Annotated in this window: 3 protein-coding genes; all 3 read right to left on the minus strand. The window is 66.5% G+C overall.

The features are described 5' to 3' along the window. Positions 1-31: 31 nt before the first annotated feature. Positions 32-1,624: an IS66 family transposase gene (gene tnpC / locus ACRARE_RS22575; RefSeq protein ID WP_432658565.1), complete on the minus strand. Its 1,593-nt coding sequence runs from the start codon at positions 1,622-1,624 to the stop codon at positions 32-34. A gap of 62 nt (positions 1,625-1,686) precedes the next feature. Further along, positions 1,687-2,034, minus strand: a complete 348-nt coding sequence (tnpB, locus tag ACRARE_RS22580; RefSeq protein WP_206076943.1) for an IS66 family insertion sequence element accessory protein TnpB — start codon at positions 2,032-2,034, stop codon at positions 1,687-1,689. Continuing rightward, positions 2,031-2,399, minus strand: a complete 369-nt coding sequence (gene tnpA / locus ACRARE_RS22585) for an IS66-like element accessory protein TnpA (protein WP_133395045.1) — start codon at positions 2,397-2,399, stop codon at positions 2,031-2,033. The genes tnpB and tnpA overlap by 4 nt, the downstream gene beginning before the upstream one ends. Positions 2,400-2,497 lie beyond the last annotated feature (98 nt).

Raw genomic sequence — 2,497 nt, forward strand, 5'->3', positions numbered from 1 at the left:
GTAACCGGCCGGTTGATACCGTCGCCTGATCCTACGACTTCCAGTTCCACGGGAGCAGTTCGTCGAGGCGGTTGATCTTGTGATCGTGGATGCGGTCGAGGACATCAGCAAGCCACGCTTGCGGGTCCAGCCCGCTCATCTTCGCCGTCTCGATCAGGGTCATGGCCCGGGCGAGGGTTTCCCCGCCGCTGTCGGAGCCAGCGAAGAGCCAGTTGCGGCGGCCAACGCCGATCGGGCGCATGGCGCGCTCGGCCGGGTTGTTATCGATCCCGATGCGACCATCCTCGAGGAACAGTTCGAATGAGGGCCAGCGGGAGAGCCCGTAGCGGAAGGCCTTCGCGAGATCGCCCTTGCCTGGGATGCGCGCCAGCTGGGCCTCGGCCCATGCCTTGAAGGCGTCGACCTGGGGGCGGGAGTGCTGCTCCCGTGCGGCCTTGCGCAGGTCGGCGGGTTGGCCGGCGATCCGCCGTTCGACATCGTAGAGCTTCCCGATCCGGTCGAGCGCCTCCCGCGCGATCTCGGACTTCGTGGACTCCCAGACATCGTGAAAGTCACGCCGCAGATGTGCCCAGCAGGCCGCCTCACGGAACTGGCTGCTGCCGTCCGCGCGGTGCTCGTAGAGCTGGCCAAAGCCTGCATAGGCGTCCGCCTGAAGGATACCGCTGCTGTTTTGCAGGTGCTGACGCGGATGCTCGCCTTTCCGGTCCGGCGAGAAGCGGTAGACCACGCCTGGCGGCGCCGTGCCGGCCCAGGGCCTCTGGTCGGAGACATAGGCCCAGACCCGCCCCTGCTTGACCCCCTTGCCGAGGCCGCGGTCGCGACGGGAGCGGTCCAGGACGCGGATTGGCGTGTCGTCCGCATGCAGCACGGGCGCCGCCATGACTTCGGCCTCGATCCTCTCGATGATCGGCGCGAGCACCTTCATCGCCCGGCCGCACCAGTCCAGCAGTGTGCTGTCGGGCACGTCCGCACCCATGCGCGCGTAGATCTCGTTGAGGCGATAGAGCGGGACATGGTCATCGAACTTGGAGACCAGCACATGCGCCAACAGGCCCGGTCCGGCCATGCTGCCCGGAATCGGGCGGCTTGGCGCCGCGGGCTGCACCATCCTCTCGCAGCGGCGGCAGGACTTCTTCACCCGTGCGATCTCGATGACCTTCATCTGCGCGGCGACCATGTCGAGAAGCTCGCTCACGTCCTCGCCGACCACGCGAAGGTCACCGCCGCAATCAGGACAGCAGGTGCCGGGGTCGAGTTCCCGTCGCTCCCGCGGGGTCTCGTCGGAGACCCGGGGCCTGCGGCGGGGCTTCACCTCAGCGGATCCGGCATCGGCGGCGGGAGGTCCGGCATCCGCTTCGCCAGCCGGTTCATTGCGCTGTTCGGCGACGGCTATCAGCAGGTCTTCCAGCGCCAGCTCGAGCTGGGCGATCTCCCGTTCGATCTTCTCCGAGGACTTGCCGAAAGCCTGTTTCTGCAACCTGGCGATCCGCAGGCGCAGCGCCTGGACCAGCTGTTCGTGGGCCTGAAGCGTGGCCGACATGCGCGCATTCTCCGTCTGAAGCGCGACGATCATCGCCTTCAGAACGGTGGGGTCATCGGTGAGAATGTCGGCGTCTTCGGACATGCCGACAAATACCACGCCGTGTCGTCAAAAGCCAATAAAACAAAGGGAATCAGAGGGGTAAATCAACCCACCCGTGCCGGCGGCGCACCCCAGTCCGGACGCCGCCAGTCGATCCCTTCCCAGAGCATGGCCAGCTGTGCCGAGGTCAGCCGGGCGATGCCACCTTCGGTGCTGGGCCAGGGGAAGCGACCGCGTTCGAGCACCTTGTAGTAGAGGCAGAAACCCTGGCCATCCCAGTAAAGCAGCTTCAGCCGGTCACCTTTGCGCCCCCGGAACGCAAAGACCGCGCCGCTCGCGGGCTTCTGGCGCAGGACATCCTGAGCCATGGTCGACAGCCCCGCGATGCCCTTCCTCATGTCGGTGGCGCCGCAGGCCAGGTAGACCCGAACCCCGGTTCCCGGCCCGATCACGCCGCGTCCACCGCCCGGATCAACCGGGTCAGCGCCTCTTCATCGATCCCGCTGTCGAACCTCAGGCAGCGACCGTTGCTCAGCCGCAGCTCGACCGGAACTGACCGAGACGGCGCGGGGGCGCTTGCCGGCTCCGGGCACGAACTAAAATCCACTGGCAGGAAAACGGCCCCGCGATCCGGCGACCATAGGCCCTTCTTCTTCAGATCACGCCGCCAGCCGTAGATCTGGGACCGCGTGATCTCGTGGCGCTGCGCGACCTGCGTCACCGACACCCCGCCGACGCCGACTTCCGACAGGATCTCCAGCTTCTCATCTTCGCTCCACCGTCGGCGCCGTTCGACACCCAGAACCTCGCCCAGCATGGCTCCTCCGAATAAGACACGTGCATAACGACGTCGTTATGCACGTGTCTTACCTCGGAACCCCAGCCTCAGGCAGGCGGCCCCAATCGGTCGGTTAC

Origin of the sequence: Pseudooceanicola aquaeponti, assembly GCF_050897975.1 — a bacterium.
GTDB lineage: Bacteria > Pseudomonadota > Alphaproteobacteria > Rhodobacterales > Rhodobacteraceae > Pseudooceanicola.

What these genes read in the sequence shown, in the direction of transcription:
- tnpC (WP_432658565.1), bottom strand. Translation starts at nt 1,624, where the DNA reads ATGTCCGAAGACGCCGACATTCTCACCGATGACCCCACCGTTCTGAAG.
- tnpA (WP_133395045.1), bottom strand. Translation starts at nt 2,399, where the DNA reads ATGCTGGGCGAGGTTCTGGGTGTCGAACGGCGCCGACGGTGGAGCGAA.